Below are 22,106 nucleotides of genomic sequence, written 5' to 3'. Positions count from 1 at the left end.
GCCTCGGATTCTCAAAACAGAGCAAAAGACGATTGCAGCAGAGCGCAAACGACAGCCGACAACTGTAAGGAACATTTAACATAACACCCAGCCCCAAACCTTTACTGTTTTGGGGCTTTTTCGTTACCTTGGAACTAGAAACCACTTGGAAAATTTGAAAAAAGGAGTATTCATTTTAGTACTACTGCTAGTTTTGGGCTGTAAACAGCAAGCATCCAAGGATGAAACTGTGCGAAACCCCAAGGTCGACTCCATCCAACAACTGCTGACTATTGCCAAGACCGCCAAAGAATTATCATCAGATGAACGCAGAGCGTATATTCAAGATGCAGAGGTACAGGCCTTGACCCTTTCCAAGGATTCCACCCGATTGGAACAACTCTCCCAGGTATCTCTTGCATATTTGAAATTGAAAGATTCTATGGGATTCCGACAATCCAACGCCAAACTGTTGAAATTATCCGAAGAAGCCGATGCCAGCAAAATATTAGGGTATTCCAATTGGGATTTAGGGGGTTTTTTTGAAACCTATGGAGCGATGGACAGTGCTTTTTACCATTACCGGAAAGCCTTGGAAAGTTTTGATCGATTGCCGAAAGATTCCACATCTAAATCCTTAAAAGCCAGGATGTTATATAATATGGCAAGGGTGCAGGATGCCTACAAGGATTATTTGGGCGGCGAAACCAGTGCCGCAGCTGCCATAGAGATTTTTGATGAACTGGACGACGATTATCGCTTATATAATTCCTATAATATGTTGGGCATTTTGGCCAACGGCTTGGGCAATAGCGAAAAAGCGATTGAGTCCTATAAAACAGCACGCGAATATATCGAGAACTCTGATAGGGTAAATAAAAATCAGTTGATTTGGAAACTGCAAAATAATATCGCTGGTGCCTATCTAAACGAAGAAAATTTCACCCAAGCAAAAAATGTTTACCAAGAACTGCTTTTTAATACAAATCTAAAACAAGAGATTCCCGACCTGTATGAAAAAGCCTTGGGAAGCTACGCTTTTTCAGTCCTCAAAACCGAGAAGAACACTGAAAAGGCCGAGGAATTTTTAAATGAGGCCTTTACAGTTAACGCCGCAACTGGCGACCTCTACGACCGGGCCAGGCTACATTATTACTATTCCGAGGTTTTGGCCGCCAAGGGAGACACCCTCAATGCCATTGCCAATGCCAACGAATCCTACAATATTGCCAAGGAAACCTACAACAACGACCGGGCCTTGGACGCTCTCCGGTTGCTTACCCGATTGGATACGGTACATGCGGCCTCCTATGCCGAGGCGTACTATCAACTCAACGACATTATACAGGTGGAGGAACGCACCAAACGGGATAAATTTGGGCGAATCCGCATGGAAACGGACGACATTATCGAAGAAAATGAAATCCTGACACAGGAAAAGCAAATTTGGGCATTATCGTCCATGCTCTTGCTGTTGTTTGGTGTCACTGCCATGATCATTGTTTCGCTCTATGTGAGCAACAACCGTTTGAAGTTCAAACAGCGACAACAGGAAAGCAACCAAGAAATATATAACTTGATGCTTTCCCAACAAGGAAAACTGCAAGAGGGCAAGCAACTGGCCCAAAAACGCATTTCGGAAGAACTCCACGATGGCATTTTGGGCGAAATGTTGGGTATACGATTGATGCTGAGTGGCCTTAACGATCGTGAGGACCAGGCCTCCATGGAGCAAAGGGCGATGTTCATTGAAAAACTCAAGGCGGTGGAGGAAGAAATCCGTACCATTTCCCATGAGCTGAACAATGAAGCCTACAAAAAATTTCATAATTTTATCGTGTCGTTGAAAGACATGATCAGCGGTATAGAAAAGTCCTCTGGTATTTCCTGTACTTTCGATTACGACAAAAAAGTGCCATGGGACAATTTGCTGGGCGATATCAAGATCAATGCCTTCAGGATAGTCCAAGAGGCGCTTAAAAACTGTGTGAAGCACGCAAAAAGTGAAAACGTGTCCATTTCCTTTTATTTGGTGGATGATAGCTTAAAACTCACCATCTCGGACGATGGTGTTGGTTTTGACCCCAACCGCGCGAAAAAGGGTATTGGCCTGAAGAACATTATATCCAGAGTCAAAAAAATTAAAGGAAAGGTGAATTTTGACAGTAAGCCTGGTCATGGAACCATCATAAAAATACAGATTCCCGCTGCCTATGTGGAATATACCGTTCCACAAAAAACAACAGCGGTAAACGCATAAACATTCCCCCCAAATTAATCGCAATACCTACCATGAAAACACTGAGAATACTAGCCATCGATGATCATGAAATGACCATGCTCGGGTATAAATTCATACTCGAAGGAATCGATTTTGATGGCCACAAGATAATTGTGGACACCGCAACTTCCTATGAAGCAGGCAAGCAACTGATCGAAGAATCCGCCAAAACCTTTAAGTACGATATTTTGTTTTTGGACGTGCAATTGTTCGCCCCGAACGAAGACCAACCCTACTCAGGGGAGGATTTAGGTATCTTGGCCAGAAAGATCGTACCGGAAAGCAAAATTGTTTTCATGTCCTCCTTTAGTGATAACTTTAGGATCAACAGTATCCTTAAATCCGTAGACCCGGATGGCTACCTGGTCAAAACCGACATTGACCCCAAAACATTGGAAGATGCGGTACGGACCATTATGCTGGACCCGCCCTATTACTCTTCCAAAGCACTCGGCGCCATCAGAAAAAAGATGGCCAACAATATTGAACTTGACGAAAAGGACAAGCAGATACTCTACCATTTATCCAAAGGAACCAAAACCAAGGATCTTGAGAAATTTATCAGGCTTTCCCCTTCCTCCATCGAAAACAGGAAACGCCATTTAAGAACCTTGTTCGGTACGGAAAATGAGAACGATTTGGCGTTGATCTTGGCGGCAAAAAATAAAGGCTTTATTTGACCATCAATGAGCTAGAAGCAGCCTTACTTTTTATTTTGTGGTAGGATTTTGTGCTAAAAATCCTTAAAAATCCTACAAACTGGGGGAAATCCATAGAATTTTTAAGGATTATCTGCAATCCAAAATAAAAGATTCATCCTAATTTTATGTAGAAAGAATAGTAGAATTCAATCTGCAAGTATATGTCTTCCCCTAACAAACATAATAACAGATATAGAGCTCCAAGAACCTATGTGGCCACCGACGGACTGGACGACTTTTTAAAGGTTCTGGAAAAATATTTTTTTGCAACGGCCAAAGTGCAGTGCAAGCAAGATTCCAAAAACAATCAAATGGATTTGGTGATACACCTTCACCATAATTTTGGGATTGCGGAATGCCTTCGCCATTTTAACGATGGTGATTGGGGGGCCTATAATTTTGCCGAAGAGTGCAGGTCCAACATTTCCTCATCCTTACAAAAAGCATTGGCCATGCTCAATCGTGAGAGCACGTATCCTACGGATATCTTGGAGCTCTCATTACATTTTGAGGATACGTCCATCATTATCTCAAGATTGTATGAGCACAGCATACCGCAACAGGCAAGCAACATCCTCACCGCAATAGGTAAACATTTTATTTATTTTACCAAAGGATTGACGGAGATGCCCTATGAGATTTTCGTTCCCGTTTTTGAGGATAGTTCTATAAAGAACAACGCTGAATCCAAACCAAAAAATGGGTATTTCGATTACTGGGGATTGTACTATGACAAAGGGCAACAGCATGAAGCCCTCATCTATTACCTGAACCGCAAAAAATTATACGAAGAGAGCATTTTTCTCTTCGAATAACTACTCCATTAGCAATTACTAAGCACTGAACAAAGGTCGCGATTTCATCAAATCGTTGACCTTTTGTTTTATGGCAGCCACTTTGGTTTCGTTTTCCGGGTCGGTAAGAATTTCGTCGATAAAGCCCACAATGGTCTCCATATCGGCTTCTTTTAATCCCCTAGTGGTAATCGCAGAGGTTCCAAAACGGATTCCAGAAGTTACAAAAGGTGATTTATCATCAAAAGGCACCATGTTCTTGTTGGCCGTAATGTCTGCATGCTCCAATACCTTTTCGGCATCTTTACCGGTAATGTTTTTGTTTCGGAGATCGATCAACATCATGTGATTGTCGGTTCCGCCGGAAATTACTTTGTAATCCCTATCCATAAAGGCCTTGGCCATGGCCGCGGCATTCTTTTTCACTTGGACCATATAATGCAGGAACTCGTCGGATAGAGCTTCCCCAAACGCAACGGCCTTAGCCGCGATTACGTGTTCCAACGGTCCGCCTTGGTTACCTGGGAATACGGCCAAATCCAGTAGTGCCGACATTTTTCTTAGATTTCCATTTTTCAGCTTGATGCCAAATGGGTTGTCAAAATCCTCACCCATCAAAATAAGTCCTCCACGTGGACCGCGTAGCGTTTTGTGGGTTGTGGTGGTCACAATATGGCAATGTGGAATGGGGTCGTTCAAAATGCCTTTGGCTATCAATCCAGAAGGATGCGATATATCCGCCAATAGGATGGCTCCTACACTATCGGCAATCTCCCGGAAACGTTTAAAGTCCATATCCCTGGAGTAAGCAGAAGCACCTGCAATGATTAATTTAGGTTGCTCCTTTTCTGCAATTTCTTGGATCTTGTCGTAGTTCAAAAGTCCGGTTTCCTCATCCACCCCGTAAAAAACAGGATTGTACAACTTACCGGAAAAATTTACAGGGGAACCATGGGTCAAGTGCCCTCCATGGGAAAGATCAAATCCTAAAATAGTATCGCCAGCATTAAGGCACGCATGGTAAACCGAAGCATTGGCCTGCGAACCGGAATGGGGCTGCACGTTTGCATAAGCTGCACCGAACAACTCCTTTGCACGATCGATGGCCAACTGCTCTACTTGGTCAACAATTTCACAACCGCCATAATAACGCTTGCCTGGGTAGCCTTCCGCATATTTATTGGTAAGTACGGAACCTGCGGCCTCCATTACTTGTGGACTTACAAAGTTTTCAGAAGCTATCAATTCAATACCTTCCAATTGCCTTTCCTTTTCTTGCGCTATCAGTTCAAAAATCTTTTGGTCTCTTTGCATGTTGCCCATAGTTTAATTAAGGGCGTAAAATTACGAATTGAAAGGGGATTTATCCGCATAAAAAAGCTATTGAGGGGTAATTTTATCAAACGGCAATTAACAATTTCGTGCGTTTACGAAACTTCCGAAAACCGCTTGCTAACAACCTTTTTATCCAAGATATACTACCGTTCATCCTTTTTCGTTTATAGATTGGGGATTTTTGGCACAGCTATTGGATTCCCCATACCAAACCACAAAGTTGACCACTATGAAAAAACTTTTACTCTTACTCACGATTATGGTACTTGGCGCCTGTAGCGGCGTTAAAAAAACCCAAGAGGCCCTGAATACCGGAAATTACACGACGGCAATGAACAAGGCCATTAAAAATTTGGCCGATAACAAGACCAAAAAAGGGCATCAACAGTTCATTGTTTTGCTAGAAGAAGCCTTTGCCAAAAACACCGCAAGGGAACAGCAGGAAATTGCTTTTCTTCAAAATGATGGCAATCCGGCAAATCTGGAGGCCATTTACAACAAATATTTGCAGTTGAAGCAGATACAGCAACAGATACGTCCGCTACTGCCCCTTTATATTATTGATGAAGGCAGAAATGCAGAGTTCAGGTTTGTAAACTACGATAACCAGATTTTGAACACCAAGGATGACCTTTCCGAGCATCTGTACCAGAATGCGCTGAACCTTTTGGGCTCGGCCAAATACAAATCCGATTATCGCGCTGCGTATGATGACTTGAAGTATTTACAGGAAATCAATCCGGGATATCGGGAAACCTTTGCCAAAATGGACGAAGCCTACAACAAAGGCCTAGAGTTTGTGCGTGTGGAAATTGCCAACCAGACCCAACAAATCATCCCAGAGCGATTGGAAGCCGAACTTTTGGACTTCAATGCCTTTGGCATCGATAACTTTTGGCTACAATACCACACCCGACCCTTGCAAAATATCAACTATGATTACGCCATGAATCTGGATTTTATGGAAATCAATATATCCCCTGAACGTATCAACGAGACCCAAGTGATCAAGGAAAGGCAGATCAAAGATGGTTGGGAATACCTCTTGGACCGCGACGGAAATGTAGTAAAGGATAGTTTGGGCAACAAAATCAAAGTGGACAAAATGCGCACCGTTACTTGTAAGTTGTTCCAATTTACCCAATTTAAAAGTGCCCAAATAGGCGCCAAAGTGAGTTTTACGAACCTACGGGATGGGCAAGTGATCAACTCCTATCCCCTGTCGAGCGAATTTATCTTTGAGCATATATTTGCCAATTTCCAAGGCGACAAGAGGGCGTTGGAAGACGATTTGCTATTGTACCTGAATGCAAGAGAGGTACCTTTCCCTTCCAATGAGCAAATGGTATACGATGCCGGTGAAGACCTAAAGGCACGCTTAAAGAGCATTGTCTCCAGACACCAGTTCAATTAAAAGGTTTTGTGTCACATCGAGCGCCTGCACGTCCGGCAGGTGCTCGAAAAGACATAGAATTCTCCCGTTTATAGGCACTTCGTAAAATCCATATCCGAAATGGCACCGTGCGAAGTGTGAAAGGTGACATCTCCGTCCTTGACCACCAATAATTGGGGAGACTCGTGCCTTATCCCAAATTTTTCCGCAATCCTATTGGAAATTTCCCGATGACTCTGAATGGTCAAAAAATAGAGGTCAATATCCAATTCTTGATTGTAAGACCCCTCAAACATATTTAAGACCATACGGCTAATACCACAGGTATTTGAATGTTTAAAGATTACTTGGGGGCGGTTGTTGGACTTTTCCGCTATAGCCTCCAATTGGTCCATCGACTCCAATGGAATCCAAGGTAGTTTTTCCTGTTTCGTTGTCGTGTTCTCCTTTTTTCCAAAGACGCTGTCAAATATTCCCATACTGCAAATTTATAGGATAAGTCGGTAGGGAGCAAAAAGCTTACAACTGACTAAATGTCTTGCTATCACTGGTTTTATCGGACATTTTGACGGTAAGCCCGTGTTGGTAAGGTTGTTGACTTACTAGGTTAAAACGAAAACAATGAATTTTAACAATTTTACCATAAAATCTCAGGAAGCCATTCAAAGGGCCCAACAATTGGCCCAAGAATTTGGGCATCAACAAATAGAAAACGAACACCTGTTCAAAGCCATTGGCGAGGTGGATGAAAACGTGCTCCCGTTTATTTTGAAGAAATTGAACGTGAACACCAACCTCATCAGCCAAATTTTGGACAAGGAACTCCAAAGCTTTTCCAAAGTGACCGGAGGAGAAATCATGCTTTCGCGTGAAGCAGGGAAAACCGTCAACGAAGCCAATATTGTCGCCAAAAATATGGGCGATGAATATGTTTCCGTGGAACACTTACTATTGGCCATTTTTAAATCCAAAAGCAAGATTGCACAAATCCTAAAGGACCAAGGCGTTACCGAAAAGGATTTAAAGGCCGCCATTCAAGAGTTACGGAAAGGTGGAAAGGTGACCTCGCAAAGCGCAGAGGAAACCTACAATTCCTTAGACAAATATGCAAACAACCTCAACCAAATGGCCGATAGCGGTAAGCTGGACCCTGTTATCGGAAGGGACGAGGAAATCCGCAGGGTATTGCAGATTTTGTCCAGACGTACCAAAAACAACCCCATGCTCGTGGGTGAGCCTGGGGTGGGTAAAACGGCCATCGCTGAAGGATTGGCACACCGAATTGTCCAAGGGGACGTACCGGAAAACTTGAAGGATAAGATCATCTACTCTTTGGATATGGGTGCCCTGATCGCAGGCGCCAAATATAAGGGCGAGTTTGAGGAACGCCTAAAGGCGGTCATTAAAGAGGTGACCTCGTCCGATGGGAACATTGTGCTCTTTATCGACGAAATCCACACCTTGGTGGGTGCTGGTGGCGGACAGGGTGCCATGGATGCCGCAAATATCCTAAAACCAGCCTTGGCCCGTGGTGAACTTAGGGCCATTGGGGCAACCACTTTGGATGAGTATCAAAAATATTTTGAGAAGGACAAGGCCTTGGAGCGTAGATTCCAAAAGGTAATGGTTGACGAGCCCGATACCGAAAGTGCCATTTCCATCCTTCGGGGTATCAAGGAAAAGTACGAGGCACACCACAAAGTCCGTATTAAGGATGATGCCGTAATCGGTGCCGTAGAGTTATCACAACGGTACATTACCAACCGGTTTTTGCCAGATAAGGCCATCGACCTTATGGACGAAGCCGCTTCCAAACTTCGAATGGAAATCAACTCCAAACCCGAAGAACTGGATGTGCTCGACCGTAAAATAATGCAGTTGGAGATTGAGATAGAGGCCATTAAACGAGAAGACGACACGACTAAATTGAAATCTTTGAATTTGGAGTTGGCCAATCTAAAAGAAGAACGAAATGAAATCTTTGCTAAATGGGAGAGCGAAAAAACGGTGGTGGACAACATCCAAAAAACCAAAGAGGATATCGAAAACTACAAGGTGGAAGCCGAACGTGCCGAAAGGAACGGTGACTACGGTAAAGTAGCGGAGCTGCGCTACGGCAAAATCAAAGAGGCTCAGGAACGATTGGACAAATTGCAAGAGGAACTGGCGGAACAACAATCCGCAGGTACTTTGATCAAAGAGGAAGTTACTTATGAGGACATTGCAGAGGTAGTGGCCAAATGGACAGGGATTCCCGTGAACAAAATGATGCAGAGCGAGCGCGAAAAGCTATTGCAACTGGAAGACGTGCTACACAAACGCGTGGTGGGACAAGATGAGGCTATTGTTGCCGTATCTGACGCCATACGCAGAAGTAGGGCCGGACTACAGGATGCCAAAAAACCTATCGGTTCGTTCTTATTCTTGGGTACCACTGGTGTAGGTAAGACCGAGTTGGCCAAGACCTTGGCCGCTTACCTGTTCGATGATGAAAACGCCATTACCCGAATAGATATGAGCGAATACCAAGAACGCCACTCCGTGAGCCGATTGGTAGGTGCACCTCCGGGATACGTAGGCTACGATGAGGGCGGACAGTTGACCGAAGCGGTGCGAAGAAAACCCTATTCGGTGATATTGCTTGATGAGATTGAAAAAGCACATCCCGACACCTTCAATATTCTATTGCAGGTGTTGGATGAAGGAAGGCTAACAGATAACAAGGGTCGTGTGGCGGATTTTAAAAACTCCATCATCATCATGACCAGTAATATGGGAAGTCACATTATCCAAGAAAAATTTGAGGATGCCAAGGATATAGAAAGCGCATCGGAGGCGGCGAGAATTGAGGTAATGGGATTGCTGCGCAAAACCATACGGCCTGAGTTCCTCAACCGAATCGATGACATTATCATGTTTACCCCATTGAGCAAAGCTGACATTAGAGCAATTGTGGGACTGCAATTGGCCAACTTGAAGAAAATGTTGACCAAACAGAACATCACCTTGGATGCAACCGAGGAAGCTGTCGATTATTTGGCCGCCAAAGGTTTTAACCCACAATACGGTGCACGCCCCGTAAAACGATTGATTCAGAAAGAGGTGCTGAACAACCTGTCCAAAGAGTTGCTATCGGGCAGAATAACATCAGATAGCATCGTACTCTTGGATTCCTTCGATGATCAATTGGTGTTTAGAAATCAAAATGAGTTGGTAGAATAATACCAAATCCTCAATAGGTAAAGCCCTAACTTTGTTAAAGTGAGGGCTTTTATTTTATAAAATACCGTACAGTATTTGATTTTTTATATCTTAGTTACGACCAACAGCAACCAACAAAATGACCAAGAAGGCAGAACGAACCACCGCTTACATTATTGAGACCGTAGCGCCCATTTTCAACAAGCACGGCTACATAGGCACCAGTATGAGCGACCTTACCGAGGCCACGGGCCTCACCAAAGGTGCCATTTACGGAAATTTTGAAAACAAGGAAGCCTTGGCGCTTTCAGCTTTTGAGCATAACCGAAACATGCTGTTGCAAGCAATTGACAACGCTTTGGAAACAGGTAACGAGGCCTTGGCCAATATCTACTCCCTGCTGAACTTTTATAAGCAGTATGATGCTTTCACCCTACCCATGGGTGGGTGCCCTATCCTCAATGTTGGCGTGGATGCTCAAGGCAACAACAAGCTCCTCGCTGCAGCAGTAAAGGAAACCATCAAAGATATTGAGGGAAAAATGGCTCTTATTCTTGAAAATGGAGCGAACCGAAACGAAATCAAGCTCCCGGTTCCACCTTTACAATTTGCCAAGCAGTTGTTCACGATGATTCAAGGGGCGGTAGCCATGAGCACCATGATGCAAGACCGAAAATACTTGGTCAACACCATTACCTATTTGGAATTTTTGGTGAAGCAAGAACTCAAAAAGTAAAGCCCACCTTCTTGTTTATTGAAGCGCATGTTATTCCAACAAGCAAAACGACGATGAATCCCACAATATTGAATTTGGAAAAGGATTTCTAACTTTGTTCGAAATGAGCTTCCATTCTAAAATCAGTTTCCCTTCACGCGGAATATCCAGGTTTTTTCTGCATACTTACCAAAAAACTTACTATCACGGGCCTTTCTGGCCTCATCCATGGTGTTATAGCGCTCCAAATACACATAATTGTACTTGTTGACACTTCGATAGAACGATTTGGGTTCCAAACCTTTGCCCCGGAGTGTTTTCATGAAGTTTTCAAAATACCGTTGGGTACCATATACGTTGGCAATCAAATAGAAACCGGGTTCGAGCCCTTCTTCGTTTTCCACCTCCTCGTAGCGTTCGTTCGGGCGAACCTCCACCTGCTGCCTTTGTAATTGTTCCAAGCTGTCCTTTTTACGCTGTAATTCCTGTTGTTCCCACAAGCGTTGTACTTCTGCCAGGGAGTCCTTTTCACGTTCCAGTTGTCTTCTGGCCTCTAGTTCACGTTGCTCCTGCTCCAATCGTTGTTGCTCGATTTCTTCCTCCAGTGAATCTGACTCCTCTTCCAATGTCTCTTCAGGCAAGGTTTCTTGCGGCTCTTGTGGCTGGATCTCCTTTGATTTAGTTTTTCCAAAGTGATAAGAAGCAACGATTTCAAAAGTAGTATCCTCTTCACTCAGGGCATTGTCGGTAGCAAATTCCAGCAATCCACCCAAAGAAAATGATCTTGCCAATGTAATCCCCAAACCGCCGGATGCTCCGTAAAAACTATTGTAGCCGCCCTGCACCCAAAATTTAGAGGTGCTGAACAACCCATTCAAACCGAATTGGGTGTCGCCATTGGGTACGGATTTCACGTAAAGGACGGGACGGACAAAACTGTCCCCCAAGCCATTCGAAATCATCAAGGGGAAATCATGGGCAACCGTCCCCGTAACACTCTGAAAGCTATCCATATTTTGCCCATTGGAACCTGATACATTGAAACCCACAGCGTTCTCCAAGGCCAAGCCCAAACTGAACCGATTGACCATCAACCGTAGGCCTGGGGTAAATTGTACTTTAAAACCTTCAAAATCCTCCAAGGCAACAGGGTCCAATCCATCACCTTCCACAAATTGTTCATCGGCGATCGTTTGTTGAAAGGCAAATACGTTGAGTCCGGCCATAAGCTGAACTTGGTCATCCAATTGAAAAGTCTGTGCGAAAGTTAGATTACCGCCCGTGTACAAAAAGACACCAGTATTATGCTGTAAAAAACCGGCCGAAGCCACGGAAACTGGGTTAAATTGATGTGTATAATTGGCGAAAATGGTGGAAGGGTCCCCGTCAATACTTTGCCATTGCCATCGGGTCCATACGGATAGTGAGTTCGGGTTGTTCCAGTCCAAAGCATAAGTGGGATTTAACAAACTCGCATTGAACTGTGTAAGGGAATGTTGTCTAAAATCGGATGGCAAATCAGGCTCTTGCCCCCAAACAAGGGAACAAATTGCAATGGCGAAGAAACAAACCACAAACTTGCGCATACCAGAAAATGAAAATTAAACGTTACTTTTAAAACGAATTAACAAAAACATACGGGAACTTTGAATAGAACTATGCGAACCATCAAACCTCTAATTGCCCTTGCAATTATACTCGTTGGAAGTATCAGCTGCAAAAAAGATACGAAAATTGCAGAAGATCCTGTAATTTCTACCTTCTATTTTATAAGACACGCCGAAAAAGACAGAACAGACCCTGAAAACCCAGACCCAGAGCTAAATCAGGATGGATTGGACAGGGCGATACGTTGGGCCGAAGTCTTCGACCCCATACCTTTGGACATGGTGTATTCCACCAATTATGAGCGTACTTCGATGACGGCTGCACCTACTTCCATCAAAAAAGATATCGATATTAAATACTACGACCCGCGCGAGATGGATATTGAAGTCTTCAAACTGGAGAACGAAGGGAAAAATGTGCTTGTGGTAGGCCATAGCAATACCACGCCTATGCTGGTGAATAAAATGATCGGTATGGAGAAATATGACGCAATGGATGATTCGGACAACAGCAGTTTATTTATTGTCCGCATAATCGATGGAATTCCTACAGATATCCGATTAAAAATGGATTAGGTCTACTCTACTCTGATATTTTCCAACTCGATCTTGCTCAGGAGTTCAAGTGCTCCTTTATCGAACCATTGACCAATTTCCAGTATGTCAGTTCCCTTATTTTTAGGCTTATAGTTCTCGTAGTCCACAAAACGGATACCATTCACATAGCGTTCGTTATAGGCTTTCCTAAACCGCTGACCACCCCCGTTTGTATGAAAGTCATAGGCAAGATAATCGGGCTTAAACGTTTCTTTATCAAACCAATATAAATATGTGTCCTCAAAGTCTTCGCCTCCTCCCTGCTGGTCAAAAGTGATTATTACTTTGTAATAAGGTTTGTTGCCGATCGTCTCCTCTCCTAAAAACTTCATGTTGACAGCGGCATCGTTTAAACCATAGGGCAACCGTACAAAATAATGCACCGAGTTGATGGAATTGGCATACTTCACCGCCATGGTATCGTGCACCTTCACCAAGGAATCGTTCACGTAGCGTTCAAAATCATCACCTCTTTTGATATCGGTGATGGTGGTTGTATCCAAATCCGAAATCCGTTTAAAGACCCTTTGGCCATCCACATTTTCGGAAACATAACGTTTATCCCTAAAATCAAAAGTCACCGTATGGTCGTCAAACAGTTTTCCTCCACTATCGGCTATGGAATTATCTACGATTTCCTGGGCAGTTGGTTGTTCTTTGGCTTCTGGTTTGCATCCAATAGCAAAAACAAGTACTAGAAGAATTAAAAGTCGTTTCATAAGGTTGTTTGGGTACTTATTCGTAAAATCTAGCGTAACATTACAATTTTCTTGGCAAAGAGTTTATATTTTTGTGTCAGATGCAGCAAAATATCAACATAAAAAATAGAAGAGCCCGATTTGATTATGAAATTTTGGACACCTACACGGCGGGTATCGTCTTGGGGGGTACCGAAATTAAATCGCTTCGTTTGGGCAAGGCTTCCATTTCGCAAAGCTTTTGCGAGTTCAATGACAAAGGCGAACTGTTTGTCGTGAATATGCAGATCGATGAATATACCCACGCCAGCCATTTTAATCACGCCCCGAAGGCCGTCCGTAAATTGTTGCTCAACAAAAGGGAGCTCAAAAAACTCCAAAAGGAGGTGGCCACCACTGGACTCACCATTGTTCCGCTCAAAGTCTTTATCAATGACAGGGGTTTGGCTAAAATGAACATCGGCCTGGCCAAGGGTAAAAAATTGTACGACAAGCGGGAAACCATCAAAGACAGGGACAACAAACGCAATTTGTCCCGAATCAAAAAGAGTTTCAATAATTAGTTTTTATCCTCCAACAAGGGAACGAACCGGAACGAACCGAATTCTTTCTTTTCGAATTCCTTTTCTGACTTGCGAACAAACAAGGTCATGATTTGTTCGTTAACCCCTACTGGGATTACCAGCCTACCCCCTACTTTCAACTGTGACAGTAGGGGTTTTGGAACTTCTGGTGCGCCGGCAGTGACAATAATACCATCGTACGGTGCTTCTTCTGGCAATCCCTTGTAGCCATCCCCGAAAATCATTTTTTTAGGGCGGTAATGCATTTTATTGAAGAACAATTTGGTGGTCTTAAACAGTTCCAATTGACGTTCAATGGTATAGACCTTGGCCCGTAAATGCATCAAAACAGCCGTTTGGTAACCGCTACCCGTGCCTATTTCCAAAATCTTATCGTTGGGCTTCACCTCTAATAATTCGGTCTGGAATGCCACCGTATAAGGCTGAGAAATGGTTTGGTCGGCCCCGATGGGAAAAGCTTTATCCTGATACGCATGATCTTCGAAACCACTATCCAAAAACAAATGCCTGGGAACCGTTCGTATCGCCTCCAACACCTTTTTGTCCGTAATCCCTTTAGCGGCAACAACATCCGCCAAGTTCTTGCGCATTCCCCTATGTTTGAGCGTATCCTTCATGCTATCTGGTCTGGTGGGGCGAAGTTAAAAAGTTCCCTAAAAATATCCCCTTAGTTCCGTTCAAAAATTTGTGGAAACTGCCATCATATCCGTATTTTTGACGAAAACAGGTCATATGCTAAAAGTTGGTGTCCTCGGTGCGGGACATTTAGGAAAAATTCACCTCAGGCTCTTAAACCAATCGGATAAATATGAACTTGTTGGGTTTTATGATCCCGATGAGATCAATGCCAAAAAGGTAGCTGCCGAATTTGGATACACCCATTACGACAATATCAACAATTTGATTGACGCCGTTGATGTGGTCGATATAGTGACACCCACCCTTTCCCATTTTGATTGTGCCAAAAAGGCCATTGAAAAAGGTAGGCATATCTTTATTGAGAAGCCAATTACCAACACTTTGGAAGAAGCAGAACAATTGCTCGAACTTTCCAAAAAACACGGTGTTAAGGGCCAAGTTGGCCATGTGGAGCGATTTAATCCTGCTTTTTTGGCCGTGAAGGACAAAATCGAGAACCCGATGTTTATCGAAACGCATCGTTTGGCGGAATTCAATCCGCGTGGAACGGATGTTCCCGTAGTGCTGGATTTGATGATCCACGATATTGATGCGATTTTGAGCGTGGTGCCTTCCGAAGTGGAAAAAATCAATGCAAGTGGTGTTTCTGTCATCAGCCAATCACCCGATATTGCCAATGCACGCATCCAGTTCAAAAACGGCTGCGTGGCCAACCTTACCTCGAGCCGTATTTCGCTGAAGAATATGCGAAAGTCACGTTTCTTTCAGCGCGATGCCTATATTTCGGTTGATTTCTTGGAGAAAAAAGTGGAAGTCGTCAAAATGAAGGACGCTCCCGAAAATCCCGGCGATTTTGATATGATCCTACAAAACGCCGAAGGTGAAAAGAAGCAAATCTATTTTGAAAACCCCGAAATAGATGTAAACAATGCCATTTTGGACGAATTGGAGACCTTTGCTGATGCTATTAACAACGACACAGAACCCGTTGTCAGTTTGGAACAAGGCACCAATGCCCTGCGTGTGGCCCTTCAAATCATTGCATCATTTGATAATTAATCGTCGTCATTCCGGAATACCTTCGGATAGACCACAATTTTAAATACGGATTTATGAAACAAATAGCGGTTATTGGAGCAGGAACAATGGGAAACGGAATCGCCCATGTTTTTGCACAGAACGGATACAAAGTCAATTTGGTGGATATTTCCCAAGCTTCCTTGGACAAAGGGTTGGCCACCATTACCAAAAACTTGGACCGGATGATGACCAAAGAGGTCATCGATGCATCCAAAAAAGAAGCTACACTTGGCAACATTATCACCTATACCAACCTGAAAGAAGGGGTTTCGAACACGGATTTGGTGGTTGAAGCAGCAACGGAGAACTTGGATATTAAACTTCGGATTTTCAAGGATTTGGATGAGGTATGTCAGTCAAAGACCATTTTGGCCACCAATACGTCTTCCATTTCCATCACCCAAATCGGTGCGGCTACGAATCGTCCCGAAAAAGTGATCGGCATGCACTTTATGAATCCAGTTCCCATTATGAGGTTGGTGGAAATCATCCGTGGGTACAGCACTTCGGATGAGGTTACGGAAACCATTATGGAACTTTCCAAAAAACTGGGTAAAACCCCTACCGAGGTAAACGATTACCCCGGGTTTGTGGCCAATCGTATTTTGATGCCCATGATCAATGAATCCATAGAGACCTTGTACAACGGCGTGGCTGGTGTGGAAGAAATCGATACTGTGATGAAATTGGGCATGGCACACCCCATGGGTCCTTTGCAACTGGCGGATTTTATTGGATTGGATGTATGCCTCTCTATTCTGAACGTCATGTACGATGGATTCAAAAACCCAAAATACGCCCCTTGTCCGCTACTTGTTAACATGGTGATGGCAGGCAAACTGGGGGTGAAATCGGGCGAAGGCTTTTACGATTATTCCGAATCCAAAAAGGCCGAAACCGTTTCTGCGCAATTCAAATAAGAATGTATGGCACTTGTAAAACCTTTTAAGGCCATCCGCCCTACAAAGGACAAAGCTTTTTTTGTGGCATCGCGCTCCTACGAAGAATATTCCAAAGAGGAGCTGAAAGCGATATTGCAGTACAACCCGTTCTCGTTTTTGCACATCATCAACCCTGGGTTCAAATTTGAAAAGAACATCAAGGGAAAAGAACGGTTTGGCTTGGTGCACAATCGGTATTTGGAATTTTTGGAGGAAAATGTCTTCCAAAAGGACGAGGAGCCCAGTTTTTATTTATATCAAATCACAAAAAACGATTTTAAAAGTCTTGGTTTTTTCTGTGCTTGCAGTGTGGACGACTACCGTAACAATGTCATCAAAAAGCACGAGGATACCATACAAGACCGAGAGGAGCTCTTTGCCGATTATTTGCATACCGTAGGCTTTAACGCAGAACCCGTTTTGATGACCTACGAGGACAATGAAACCGTGGATGAGATCTTTCAACGCAAAATCGAACGAAAACCCGAGTACGATTTTACCACAACGGACCGGGTGAACCATAAACTATGGAAAATCTCGTATCCCGAGGGGATTGAGAAACTGGAAAAGGCCTTTGGGGGTCTCGATGCACTTTACATTGCCGATGGGCACCATAGAAGCGCATCATCCAGTCTGTTGGCCGACCTGAAAAAATCGGAAAACCCTAATCATTCAGGGGAGGAAGCCTACAACTATTTCATGGCCTACCTGATTCCCGAATCGCAGATGCGTATTTCAGAATTCAACCGCATGGTAAAGGATTTGAACGGCTACTCTAAAAAGGAGTTCCTGATTCAGTTGGATGAGCATTTTCGCATAGAGAAACGGGAGAATGGGCTGTGCAAACCGTCCAAAAAACATGAATTCAGCATGTATTTGGAAGGCGAGTTCTATACGCTGCATTTTCGGCAAACGAATCATGAATTTACCGATGCGCTGAGCCGTTTGGACACCCAAATCCTGTACAAAACGGTTTTGGAGCCCATTTTAGGTATCACCGATTTGAGAAACGATAAACGGATTTGCTACGGTTATGGTAAAAACAACCTCATCCAAATGAAGGATTTGGTGGATTCTGGCAATTTTGCCGTAGGTTTTAGCTTGGTTCCCACAACCGTGCAGGAAATCAAGGCTATTGCCGATGCAGGTTTGGTAATGCCCCCAAAAAGCACGTATATTGAGCCTAAGCTCCGCAGTGGGCTGGCTATTTATGAATTGTAAAACTGTCATTCCTGCGAAAGCGGGAATCCATAAATCTAAAAGATTCCGTACCACGTGCGGAATGACATTAATTAAACTATGTCCGTAAAAGATAACCTTACAAATATAAAATCTGAACTGCCCGAAGGCGTGACCTTGGTCGCCGTTTCCAAAACCAAGCCCAATGAGGACATCATGGAGGCTTACGAAGCTGGACAACGTGTTTTTGGAGAAAACAAAGTGCAAGAGATGGTCCAAAAGTGGGAAGACTTGCCCAAGGACATCGAATGGCACATGATTGGCCACGTGCAGCGCAACAAAGTAAAGTATATGGCCGAGTTCGTCTCTCTTATTCACGGGGTCGATAGCCCGCGCCTATTGAAGGAAATCAACAAACAGGCAAAAAAGCACGACCGCGTAATCCCCTGCTTGCTGCAAATTCACATCGCAGAAGAGGATACCAAATTTGGCCTGGACAAGGCAGAGTTGCACGAGCTTATCGATTCTGAGGAATTTAAAGCCCTAGAGCATATCAAAATTGTTGGTTTGATGGGTATGGCGACCTTTACGGATGACATGAACCAAGTACGCAGGGAGTTTGCCCAACTCAAATCCATGTACGATGACCTTAAGATCAAATTGACCGACATCAACATCCTTTCCATGGGCATGAGCGGTGATTACACGGTTGCCATTGAGGAAGGAAGTACCATGGTGCGGATAGGAAGCAGTATATTTGGGGCTAGAAACTACGCATAAGCAGAAATTTTTCCATGTACGCCATACTCGACATTGAAAGCACGGGAGGAAAATACAATGAGGAAGGCATTACCGAAATTGCCATCCACAAGTTTGACGGGCATAAGGTCGTGGACAAATTCATCTGTTTGATCAATCCGGAACGGGAAATACAGCCATTCGTGGCCAAATTGACCGGTATCAACAATAAAATGCTTCGCTCAGCGCCCAAATTCCACGAAGTGGCCAAACGCATCGTAGAAATTACTGAAGGAACAGTTTTGGTCGCTCATAATGCACAGTTCGATTATCGCATCCTACGTACCGAGTTTAGGCGTTTAGGGTACGATTTTCAGCGAAAGACGCTCTGTACGGTAGACCTTTCCAAACAGCTCATCCCAGAGGCTGAATCCCACAGCCTGGGCAAATTGGCACGCTCTCTCGGTATTCCCATGAGCGATAGGCACCGTGCCAACGGTGATGCCCTGGCGACCTTGAAGCTTTTTAAGTTGTTGTTGGATAAGGATTCTGACAAAAAAATCATCACCGAGGTCATTCGCGAAGAAACCCACGGGGAGCTTTCCCCAAATCAGCTGGACATGGTGTTTGGGCTACCCTCCGAAACAGGTGTTTATTATATGCACGACAAGGATGGAGAAATCATCTTTATTGGGAAAACCAATGATATCAAGAAACGGGTGAACCAACATTTCACCAATGTGGGTAAAATTGCCCGCAAACTTCAAAAAGAGACCAAAAAAGTAACTTACGAAAAAACTGGCAGTGAATTGATTGCCATTTTAAAGGCTTATTGGGAGCAGAAAAAGAACCGACCCCGGTACAACCATGTTTCCACGAAAAAGCTTTTTACCCATACCATAGATTTTAGTCAAAATGGGACAGAACACATTATACTTGATGTAGAAAAAAACAGCTCCTTGGAGCACAAAAAGATGGCGTTCAATGGAACGGATGCTGCCAAGAGCTTTCTGAGTAAAATATCGGATGAATTTGAGCTTTGCCCCTCCTCTTTGGGTAAGGAAGGCTGCATGCCACAGCAAAATAAAGGTACCGTAATGAACTGCAATGAAAAAGTCCATGCCGTTTTTGAGAAATATAGCATCCAAAATAAGGACATTGCATTGACAGACCGTGGTAGGCAAACCGGGGAACGCAGTTTCATTCTCATAAAAAACGGCAGGCTTCAAGGGTTTGGATTTGTGGAACTCAACCACCAAGTCAATAATATTCATATCTTAGAATCGATAATGACCCCAATGAAAAGTGATGAAAACACCACTTTTATCGTAGAGGCCTATTTAAGAAAGAACAACCGATTAAAGACCATACCCCTAACCCACTGATCATTGAAAGACTACAAACCACAGGCCAAATGGAAGAATAAACTTCATGAAGTTATTTATGAGGCGGACACTCCATCGGGCAAGTTGTTTGATATTCTTCTCTTCATCTTGATCATCATCAGTGTTATTTTGGTGATGCTGGAAAGTATAGACGATTTTGATGCCCGTAACCACCGTACCCTTTTGACTTTGGAATGGGTAGTGACGATTTTTTTCACCATTGAGTATATTGCGCGACTGATCAGCATCAAAAAACCTTTAAAGTACGTCTTTAGTTTTTACGGCATCATTGACTTCCTGTCGACCATACCACTTTATCTTTCCTATATTTTGGCAGGATCCCAAGTACTACTGGCGGTAAGGGCGTTTCGCTTACTCCGAATTTTTAGAATATTGAAGCTCGTCAAGTTCATGGGTGAAGCTTCCCAGTTGCAATCGGCCCTAAAAGCAAGCCGTGCCAAGATAGCCGTGTTTATTTATGTCGTGTTGATTTTATCGGTAATCATGGGCACTTTGATGTATATTGTTGAAGGAGAAGATTCCGGTTTCACCAGCATACCCAAAAGTATTTATTGGACCATTGTAACATTGACCACCGTAGGTTATGGGGATATTGCGCCCCAAACCAATCTCGGACAGTTTTTGGCCACGGTGATCATGATTTTGGGTTATGGTATCATTGCTGTGCCCACTGGGATTGTTACCGCAGAAATTGCCCGCAACAATAAACCTGGCGATAAAGGGGATAACAATGGTTTTACAGTCCATGTGAACACCCAAGCCTGTTCAAACTGTTCCGCAGAAGGACATCGCGATGACGCATCCCATTGCTATAATTGTGGACATCCATTATGAAAAAAAAGGTACTGCTGGCAGTGGTAGGTCCTACCGCCATTGGAAAGACCGCTTTGGGCATTCAATTGGCCAAACATTTTGATACCGAAATACTTTCGGCAGACTCCCGCCAATTTTTCAAGGAAATGGAGATTGGTACCGCAGTTCCTACCCAAGAGGAGCTGGCACAAGTGCCACATCATTTTATTCAGCATAAAAATATTTTTGAGCCTTATTCCGTAGGGGATTTTGAAAAAGAAGCCATGGCTCTTTTGGAGGGACTGTTCCACCAAAAAGATAAGGTAGTCATGGTCGGTGGCAGTGGTCTTTACGTGGATGCAGTGGTCAACGGACTGGATGAATTTCCTGAGGTGGACCCTGGTATTCGGGCAGAATTGAACCAAGAACTGGAAAAAAATGGCCTCGGCAGTCTTCAAGAAGAATTGAAGCGTAAGGACCCATCGTATTATAAAATTGTTGATTTGGAGAACCCGCACCGTCTCATACGTGCCTTGGAAGTGTGCAGAGCCTCCGGCAAACCCTATTCCTCGTTCTTGAATCAACCCAGACCAAAACGCCCCTTTAAAACCCTTTATGTTGGTCTGGAGGCCCCACGAGAGGTCATTTATGAACGAATCAACCAAAGGGTAGACCTTATGATGGAAAAGGGCCTACTGGACGAAGCACAGCAACTTTATCCGAACCAAAAACTCAACGCCTTACAAACAGTTGGTTACAAAGAACTTTTTGAATATCTTGATGGGCATTGCACCTTGGAATCCGCTGTTTCGGAAATCAAAAAAAACACCAGACGATTTGCAAAACGACAGCTGACATGGTTGCGAAAAAACAATGATATCCTGTGGGTACCCTACGACGGAAAACCTGAAAAGGTACTGCAGATGATTAAAGACCGACTTAAAACCAACCTCTATGCCTAACGGTAAGACTGTGATAGTGGTGATGGGAGTCAGTGGTTCCGGAAAGACCAAAATAGGGAAACTGCTCGCAAAGAAACTATCCATTCCCTTTTATGATGGTGATGACTTTCATCCCGAAGAAAATATCAAGAAAATGAGCTCAGGGCAGCCCCTAAACGATGCAGACCGAAAAGGATGGCTTGTTCAACTCAACAAACTGGCTCTGGAAAACCGTGAAAAAGGGGCCATTATAGCCTGTTCTGCCCTAAAAAAGAACTACCGGAGCTTATTGCGGGCTGGTATGGGCGATGGTATGGTCTTTGTGTATTTAGAGGGATCATTTGACTTGATCAAATCCCGGTTGGACTCCAGAAAACATCATTTTATGTCCTCCGCCCTTCTCAAATCACAATTCGATACCTTGGAGCCTCCATCCAAAGCGATTACCGTTTCCATTGAGGAAACCCCAGCGAACATCGTTAAAAAAATCATCAAACAACTTTAA

The 22,106-nt window shown here is 43.8% G+C and carries 21 protein-coding genes; 16 read left to right on the top strand and 5 right to left on the bottom strand.

What is annotated here, in order from left to right; genetic code table 11:
• The first annotated feature begins 154 nt into the window (after positions 1-154).
• The 3 genes from EO130_RS11830 to EO130_RS11820 all read left to right on the top strand — a co-directional run bounded on the left by EO130_RS11830 (position 155) and on the right by EO130_RS11820 (position 3,776).
• Entirely contained in the window at positions 155-2,239 is a 2,085-nt protein-coding gene (locus EO130_RS11830; RefSeq protein WP_127141714.1) for a tetratricopeptide repeat-containing sensor histidine kinase, read from the top strand.
• Between the two features lie 32 nt (positions 2,240-2,271).
• Positions 2,272-2,940: a response regulator gene (locus EO130_RS11825; protein WP_127141713.1), complete on the top strand. Its 669-nt coding sequence runs from the start codon at positions 2,272-2,274 to the stop codon at positions 2,938-2,940.
• 182 nt (positions 2,941-3,122) lie between these two features.
• The gene (locus EO130_RS11820; protein ID WP_127141712.1) at positions 3,123-3,776 is read left to right on the top strand and encodes a hypothetical protein; all 654 of its coding nucleotides are present in this window, start codon (positions 3,123-3,125) and stop codon (positions 3,774-3,776) included.
• 18 nt (positions 3,777-3,794) lie between these two features.
• Here the strand turns inward: EO130_RS11820 and glyA are convergent, their stop codons facing one another.
• Positions 3,795-5,069 (bottom strand): serine hydroxymethyltransferase, encoded by a 1,275-nt coding sequence (glyA, locus tag EO130_RS11815; RefSeq protein ID WP_127141711.1) that lies wholly within the window; start codon positions 5,067-5,069, stop codon positions 3,795-3,797.
• 250 nt (positions 5,070-5,319) lie between these two features.
• Here glyA and EO130_RS11810 point away from each other — a divergent pair, with 250 nt between their 5' ends.
• The gene (locus tag EO130_RS11810) at positions 5,320-6,504 is read left to right on the top strand and encodes a hypothetical protein (RefSeq protein WP_127141710.1); all 1,185 of its coding nucleotides are present in this window, start codon (positions 5,320-5,322) and stop codon (positions 6,502-6,504) included.
• A gap of 68 nt (positions 6,505-6,572) precedes the next feature.
• On the opposite strand, the gene ytxJ is transcribed toward EO130_RS11810, so the two are convergent.
• Positions 6,573-6,962: a bacillithiol system redox-active protein YtxJ gene (gene ytxJ / locus EO130_RS11805; RefSeq protein ID WP_127141709.1), complete on the bottom strand. Its 390-nt coding sequence runs from the start codon at positions 6,960-6,962 to the stop codon at positions 6,573-6,575.
• 142 nt (positions 6,963-7,104) lie between these two features.
• Between ytxJ and clpB the strand changes: the two genes are divergently transcribed.
• Both clpB and EO130_RS11795 read left to right on the top strand, forming a co-directional pair.
• On the top strand, positions 7,105-9,705 hold the full coding sequence (gene clpB / locus EO130_RS11800; protein WP_127141708.1) for an ATP-dependent chaperone ClpB: 2,601 nt from the start codon (positions 7,105-7,107) through the stop codon (positions 9,703-9,705).
• Positions 9,706-9,823: 118 nt separating this feature from the next.
• Positions 9,824-10,420, top strand: a complete 597-nt coding sequence (locus EO130_RS11795; RefSeq protein ID WP_127141707.1) for a TetR/AcrR family transcriptional regulator — start codon at positions 9,824-9,826, stop codon at positions 10,418-10,420.
• A gap of 122 nt (positions 10,421-10,542) precedes the next feature.
• Here the strand turns inward: EO130_RS11795 and EO130_RS11790 are convergent, their stop codons facing one another.
• Complete coding sequence (locus EO130_RS11790) at positions 10,543-11,985, bottom strand: PorP/SprF family type IX secretion system membrane protein (protein ID WP_127141706.1); 1,443 nt, start codon at positions 11,983-11,985, stop codon at positions 10,543-10,545.
• A gap of 72 nt (positions 11,986-12,057) precedes the next feature.
• Between EO130_RS11790 and EO130_RS11785 the strand changes: the two genes are divergently transcribed.
• A complete protein-coding gene (locus tag EO130_RS11785) occupies positions 12,058-12,582 on the top strand; it encodes a SixA phosphatase family protein (protein WP_127141705.1) in 525 nt (174 codons plus the stop codon).
• Positions 12,583-12,584: 2 nt separating this feature from the next.
• Here the strand turns inward: EO130_RS11785 and EO130_RS11780 are convergent, their stop codons facing one another.
• Entirely contained in the window at positions 12,585-13,322 is a 738-nt protein-coding gene (locus EO130_RS11780) for a DUF6503 family protein (protein WP_127141704.1), read from the bottom strand.
• Between the two features lie 80 nt (positions 13,323-13,402).
• Here EO130_RS11780 and smpB point away from each other — a divergent pair, with 80 nt between their 5' ends.
• On the top strand, positions 13,403-13,864 hold the full coding sequence (smpB, locus tag EO130_RS11775) for an SsrA-binding protein SmpB (protein ID WP_127141703.1): 462 nt from the start codon (positions 13,403-13,405) through the stop codon (positions 13,862-13,864).
• On the opposite strand, the gene EO130_RS11770 is transcribed toward smpB, so the two are convergent.
• The gene (locus EO130_RS11770) at positions 13,861-14,502 is read right to left on the bottom strand and encodes a protein-L-isoaspartate(D-aspartate) O-methyltransferase (protein ID WP_127141702.1); all 642 of its coding nucleotides are present in this window, start codon (positions 14,500-14,502) and stop codon (positions 13,861-13,863) included. The two genes, smpB and EO130_RS11770, sit on opposite strands and share 4 nt — an antisense overlap.
• Before the next feature lie 115 nt (positions 14,503-14,617).
• Here EO130_RS11770 and EO130_RS11765 point away from each other — a divergent pair, with 115 nt between their 5' ends.
• From EO130_RS11765 to EO130_RS11730, 8 genes are all read left to right on the top strand, one after another.
• On the top strand, positions 14,618-15,583 hold the full coding sequence (locus EO130_RS11765) for a Gfo/Idh/MocA family protein (RefSeq protein ID WP_127141701.1): 966 nt from the start codon (positions 14,618-14,620) through the stop codon (positions 15,581-15,583).
• A 53-nt stretch (positions 15,584-15,636) separates the two neighbouring features.
• Positions 15,637-16,524, top strand: a complete 888-nt coding sequence (locus tag EO130_RS11760) for a 3-hydroxyacyl-CoA dehydrogenase family protein (RefSeq protein WP_127141700.1) — start codon at positions 15,637-15,639, stop codon at positions 16,522-16,524.
• A 6-nt stretch (positions 16,525-16,530) separates the two neighbouring features.
• Positions 16,531-17,766, top strand: coding sequence for a DUF1015 domain-containing protein (locus tag EO130_RS11755; RefSeq protein ID WP_127141699.1), 1,236 nt, complete (start codon positions 16,531-16,533; stop codon positions 17,764-17,766).
• Between the two features lie 78 nt (positions 17,767-17,844).
• Complete coding sequence (locus tag EO130_RS11750; RefSeq protein WP_127141698.1) at positions 17,845-18,504, top strand: YggS family pyridoxal phosphate-dependent enzyme; 660 nt, start codon at positions 17,845-17,847, stop codon at positions 18,502-18,504.
• Positions 18,505-18,518: 14 nt separating this feature from the next.
• Positions 18,519-19,847, top strand: a complete 1,329-nt coding sequence (locus tag EO130_RS11745; protein ID WP_127141697.1) for an exonuclease domain-containing protein — start codon at positions 18,519-18,521, stop codon at positions 19,845-19,847.
• Between the two features lie 3 nt (positions 19,848-19,850).
• A complete protein-coding gene (locus EO130_RS11740; protein WP_127141696.1) occupies positions 19,851-20,702 on the top strand; it encodes an ion transporter in 852 nt (283 codons plus the stop codon).
• Positions 20,699-21,622 (top strand): tRNA (adenosine(37)-N6)-dimethylallyltransferase MiaA, encoded by a 924-nt coding sequence (gene miaA, locus EO130_RS11735; RefSeq protein WP_127141695.1) that lies wholly within the window; start codon positions 20,699-20,701, stop codon positions 21,620-21,622. The genes EO130_RS11740 and miaA overlap by 4 nt, the downstream gene beginning before the upstream one ends.
• Complete coding sequence (locus tag EO130_RS11730; RefSeq protein WP_127141694.1) at positions 21,615-22,106, top strand: gluconokinase; 492 nt, start codon at positions 21,615-21,617, stop codon at positions 22,104-22,106. The genes miaA and EO130_RS11730 overlap by 8 nt, the downstream gene beginning before the upstream one ends.

The sequence above is a fragment of the Flagellimonas marinaquae genome (genome assembly GCF_003992675.1).
Lineage (GTDB): Bacteria > Bacteroidota > Bacteroidia > Flavobacteriales > Flavobacteriaceae > Flagellimonas > Flagellimonas marinaquae.
This window is presented reverse-complemented; position numbering and strand designations above follow the sequence as displayed.

Excerpts from the sequence above, each read along its gene's own strand:
- EO130_RS11825 (WP_127141713.1), top strand. The coding sequence starts at position 2,272 with ATGAAAACACTGAGAATACTAGCCATCGATGATCATGAAATGACCATG.
- EO130_RS11820 (WP_127141712.1), top strand. The coding sequence starts at position 3,123 with ATGTCTTCCCCTAACAAACATAATAACAGATATAGAGCTCCAAGAACC.
- glyA (WP_127141711.1), bottom strand. The coding sequence starts at position 5,069 with ATGCAAAGAGACCAAAAGATTTTTGAACTGATAGCGCAAGAAAAGGAA.
- EO130_RS11810 (WP_127141710.1), top strand. The coding sequence starts at position 5,320 with ATGAAAAAACTTTTACTCTTACTCACGATTATGGTACTTGGCGCCTGT.
- ytxJ (WP_127141709.1), bottom strand. The coding sequence starts at position 6,962 with ATGGGAATATTTGACAGCGTCTTTGGAAAAAAGGAGAACACGACAACG.
- clpB (WP_127141708.1), top strand. The coding sequence starts at position 7,105 with ATGAATTTTAACAATTTTACCATAAAATCTCAGGAAGCCATTCAAAGG.
- EO130_RS11795 (WP_127141707.1), top strand. The coding sequence starts at position 9,824 with ATGACCAAGAAGGCAGAACGAACCACCGCTTACATTATTGAGACCGTA.
- EO130_RS11790 (WP_127141706.1), bottom strand. The coding sequence starts at position 11,985 with ATGCGCAAGTTTGTGGTTTGTTTCTTCGCCATTGCAATTTGTTCCCTT.
- EO130_RS11785 (WP_127141705.1), top strand. The coding sequence starts at position 12,058 with ATGCGAACCATCAAACCTCTAATTGCCCTTGCAATTATACTCGTTGGA.
- EO130_RS11780 (WP_127141704.1), bottom strand. The coding sequence starts at position 13,322 with ATGAAACGACTTTTAATTCTTCTAGTACTTGTTTTTGCTATTGGATGC.
- smpB (WP_127141703.1), top strand. The coding sequence starts at position 13,403 with ATGCAGCAAAATATCAACATAAAAAATAGAAGAGCCCGATTTGATTAT.
- EO130_RS11770 (WP_127141702.1), bottom strand. The coding sequence starts at position 14,502 with ATGAAGGATACGCTCAAACATAGGGGAATGCGCAAGAACTTGGCGGAT.
- EO130_RS11765 (WP_127141701.1), top strand. The coding sequence starts at position 14,618 with ATGCTAAAAGTTGGTGTCCTCGGTGCGGGACATTTAGGAAAAATTCAC.
- EO130_RS11760 (WP_127141700.1), top strand. The coding sequence starts at position 15,637 with ATGAAACAAATAGCGGTTATTGGAGCAGGAACAATGGGAAACGGAATC.
- EO130_RS11755 (WP_127141699.1), top strand. The coding sequence starts at position 16,531 with ATGGCACTTGTAAAACCTTTTAAGGCCATCCGCCCTACAAAGGACAAA.
- EO130_RS11750 (WP_127141698.1), top strand. The coding sequence starts at position 17,845 with ATGTCCGTAAAAGATAACCTTACAAATATAAAATCTGAACTGCCCGAA.
- EO130_RS11745 (WP_127141697.1), top strand. The coding sequence starts at position 18,519 with ATGTACGCCATACTCGACATTGAAAGCACGGGAGGAAAATACAATGAG.
- miaA (WP_127141695.1), top strand. The coding sequence starts at position 20,699 with ATGAAAAAAAAGGTACTGCTGGCAGTGGTAGGTCCTACCGCCATTGGA.
- EO130_RS11730 (WP_127141694.1), top strand. The coding sequence starts at position 21,615 with ATGCCTAACGGTAAGACTGTGATAGTGGTGATGGGAGTCAGTGGTTCC.